Here is a 3,541-nt window from a genome sequence, read left to right as displayed (position 1 = left end):
AATCCCCCTCCCCCCGCCGCAACTTCTTCCTTAGAAATTGGTAAAGCTATAGTTAAGCAAATACCAGAACCCACTCATTTGCACAGTTTAGTATCTTCGTAGAATGAACTGAATTTTTTTATCTCTCGCAGAGGCGCAGAGGCGCAGAGAGTAAAAGAAGAGAATTTTACTGGTGAACTCTTCAAAAAGCCACTTAATTTACCACATCAAAAGTTTTAACAATCATGAAAATTTTAGTAACTGGCACAGAAGGTTATCTTGGTTCTTTATTGCCTTCTTTATTAATGCAAAAAGGACATGAAGTTATTGGAGTTGATACTGGATTTTATAAAGTTGGTTGGCTATATAACGGAACTAACTTAACAGCTAAAACTCTAAATAAAGATATTCGTGATATCAATCCCGAAGATTTAGAAGGGGTAGAAGCCATTGTTCACATGGCGGAATTATCTAACGATCCTACTGGACAATTATCACCAAATATCACTTATGATATTAATCATTTAGGTTCAGTTCGTCTAGCTAATTTGGCAAAATCAGTTGGTGTTCGTCGCTTTGTTTATATGTCCTCCTGTAGTGTTTATGGTGTAGCTAGTGAAGGCGATATTACAGAAGAATCACCTGTTAATCCCCAAACAGCTTACGCCGAATGTAAAACCTTAGTAGAAAGAGATATTAAACCATTAGCTGATGATGATTTTTCACCTACTTTCATGCGGAATGCGACAGCTTTTGGCGCTTCCCCTAGAATGCGATTTGATATAGTTTTAAATAATTTAGCCGGGTTAGCTTGGACTACAAAAGAAATTAAAATGACCAGTGATGGTACACCTTGGCGGCCATTAGTTCATGCTTTAGATATTTGTAAAGCCATTGTTTGTACCTTAGAAGCACCTAGAGATATTATTCACAATCAAATTTTTAATGTTGGCGATACTGCAAATAATTATCGAGTTAAAGAAATAGCAGAAATTGTTGCCGATGTTTTCCCTGGTTGTCAATTATCTTTTGGTAATAATGGTGCAGATAATCGCAGCTATCGAGTTTATTTTGAGAAAATTAACAGTATTTTACCAGGATTTAAATGTGATTGGAATGCTCAAGTTGGGGCTGAACAACTATTTAATTTGTTCAAAAAAATTGACATGACAGAAGATACCTTTTTATTTAGAGGTTTTACAAGATTAAAGCAATTAGAATATCTGATTCGCACAGAACAAATTGATCGGGATTTTTTCTGGAATCAACAGGAAAATTATTAATTTATTCCGAAAATATTGGAGGTTGGGTTGAGCGACAGCAAAACCCAACACGATTAATAATTTTGTTGGATTTCCTTGAGTCAACCCAACCTACATTTCTTATATACCAAGTCAGTCATTTTCTCATATCGGTATTAACATATCATGCAAAAATTACTTACCATTGCCATTCCTACATACAATCGTGCTGCATTATTAAATAAACAACTGGCTTGGTTAGCAACGGCAATCAAAGGTTTTGAATCAGAATGTGAAATTTTAGTTTCTGATAATTGTTCTACAGATCACACTCAATCTATTATTAGTAAATGGCAAAATATTCTCACAAACATCACATTTAAATCAAATAGAAATCATGAAAACATAGGCGTAATGCGAAATATTTTTTATTGCCTAAGTGCTGCCACAACAAAATATGTTTGGACAATTGGTGATGATGATCCAATTCAGGAAAGAGCAGTTGCTTATGTGATAGAGAAAATTAAAAATATTGATAATTTATCATTATTGTTTCTGAATTTTTCCGGTCGAAATCAAATCACTGGTGAAGCAGTACATCCACCAAAAATAGTTGGTAATCGCTGGTTTGATGCCGATACAGAAGATGGTAAAGGTGATGGTAAAGCAATATTTGAACATTGTTTTAGTAAAAGTGTAGGAGCAGTAATTTTTCTAACTGCTACAGTATATCGGACTGATTTAATTAAACGCGCTCTAGAAATTTGGCCAACTGCTAGTAATAATTGGATATCTCTAGCATATTTAGCCGGCTATTGTGCTGCTAATGGCAAAGTTATTGTGACTAAAGATATCTATTTAGAATGTATTGTGGGTGTTAGTTATTGGCAAAAAGAACCAAAGTCTGCACTTTTAATGCAATACCAACATATACCTGAAGTTATTTTGAAACTTGAGCAAGTTGGCTATTCTAAAGCATATTGTTGTCGGATGCTTTTACAAAACTACCATGAAGTAGATTTGAAAGTCTTTTTAGGAGCGATGAGAAGATGGCCTGTATCAGCTATTAAGACAGTAGTTCCTTTTTTGGCTTTAGCTAGTGTGGCTGCATTGGAATTAATACCAATGAGAGAATTTAAAGTGGCGGAAGCTGAATTGGAGAGAACAAAGACTTTAGAAGTCAGAAGCCATAGAGGATAAAGATTAGTGTTAATTGGTAAGTATACCATGCTTCAAAAAATTCAAGAAAAAATCTCAACTTTAAGTTCTGAGTTAAATTATCGAATGTCAATTTGGTATCATGCTAAAAATTTACCTGCCATTAATTCAACAGATAAATTGATTGTTGATACCCTCAAAAAATCAGGTGTTTACATCACATCTTTGGAGGATTTAGGTTTTTCATCTACTTCTAAAATGTTAGCTATTGCTAATATTTGTACTGATAATATGCTAAATCCCAGAGATATTCATGGAGGATATAAATTACCCCAAATTTATACGGTTACAGATTTACCGGAATTTTTTAATTGGGGAATTGAAACCCGACTACAAAATATCATTGAGCATTATATAGGTTTACCTATCGCTTTTCATGGTGTTCATGTGCGGAAAGACTTTCCTAATGAAAAACAATTGGAAACTCTACTATGGCATAAAGATTCTGAAGATAGACGCATGATTAAAGTTATTATCTATCTCAATGATGTCACTGAAGAACATGGATCATTTGAATATATCCCACTACCAAAAAATCCTCTAGAACGATTAAATAATTATCGAGTTGATTATGAATTATGGCGTGTTAATTTTTTAGGAATTAACGATGATCAAATGATGAAAGTTATTCCTAAATCAGCTTGGAGATCATGTCCTGGTAAAGCTGGAACTGTGATTTTTGCAGATGTAAGAAATATTTTACATCATGGGACTGTCAGAACCCAAGAGCGTTCAACTTTATTTTTTACATACACTGCTAACTCTCCTAAACGACCTGAACTTTGTACACAATATCATGATGATACTTTTACCAAAATAAATCCTCAAGTGGGATTACAATTAGGATTAAAGGTATAAACCTAAAATCAAAAACAACTCTGTTATCCTTCATAAAAACGTTCTAAACAGCCATGATTTTTACATCCACTAAACTCGCTGGTGCTTTCATTATTGATTTAGAAGAAAAGCCTGATTCTCGCGGTTTTTTTGCTCGGACTTTCTGCGCTGATGAATTTATCGCTCATGGTTTAAAACCCACAGTTGCCCAATGTAACCTTTCTTTTAATCATAAAAAAGGTACACTGCGAGGAATGCACTATCAA

Annotated in this window: 4 protein-coding genes; all 4 read left to right on the top strand. The window is 34.1% G+C overall.

Going from position 1 to position 3,541, the window contains the following annotated elements:
- Positions 1 to 224 precede the first annotated feature (224 nt).
- Positions 225 to 1,262: an NAD-dependent epimerase/dehydratase family protein gene (locus tag ACIR310F_RS0102935; protein WP_028082528.1), complete on the top strand. Its 1,038-nt coding sequence runs from the start codon at positions 225 to 227 to the stop codon at positions 1,260 to 1,262.
- Positions 1,263 to 1,406: 144 nt separating this feature from the next.
- Positions 1,407 to 2,420: a glycosyltransferase family 2 protein gene (locus ACIR310F_RS0102930; RefSeq protein WP_028082527.1), complete on the top strand. Its 1,014-nt coding sequence runs from the start codon at positions 1,407 to 1,409 to the stop codon at positions 2,418 to 2,420.
- A 27-nt stretch (positions 2,421 to 2,447) separates the two neighbouring features.
- The gene (locus tag ACIR310F_RS0102925) at positions 2,448 to 3,296 is read left to right on the top strand and encodes a phytanoyl-CoA dioxygenase family protein (protein ID WP_028082526.1); all 849 of its coding nucleotides are present in this window, start codon (positions 2,448 to 2,450) and stop codon (positions 3,294 to 3,296) included.
- Between the two features lie 53 nt (positions 3,297 to 3,349).
- Positions 3,350 to 3,541, top strand: a 192-nt coding sequence (locus ACIR310F_RS26585) for a dTDP-4-dehydrorhamnose 3,5-epimerase family protein (RefSeq protein WP_231387368.1), incomplete at its 3' end; no start/stop codon positions are given.

The organism is Dolichospermum circinale AWQC310F, assembly GCF_000426925.1.
Taxonomy (GTDB): Bacteria; Cyanobacteriota; Cyanobacteriia; order Cyanobacteriales; family Nostocaceae; genus Dolichospermum; species Dolichospermum circinale.
The sequence above is the reverse complement of the archived record's forward strand: the minus strand, read 5'-3'. Positions and strand labels throughout refer to the sequence as shown.

Bases quoted from the DNA above. Each gene is read 5' to 3' on its own strand.
- ACIR310F_RS0102935 (WP_028082528.1), top strand. From the start codon at position 225: ATGAAAATTTTAGTAACTGGCACAGAAGGTTATCTTGGTTCTTTATTG.
- ACIR310F_RS0102930 (WP_028082527.1), top strand. From the start codon at position 1,407: ATGCAAAAATTACTTACCATTGCCATTCCTACATACAATCGTGCTGCA.
- ACIR310F_RS0102925 (WP_028082526.1), top strand. From the start codon at position 2,448: ATGCTTCAAAAAATTCAAGAAAAAATCTCAACTTTAAGTTCTGAGTTA.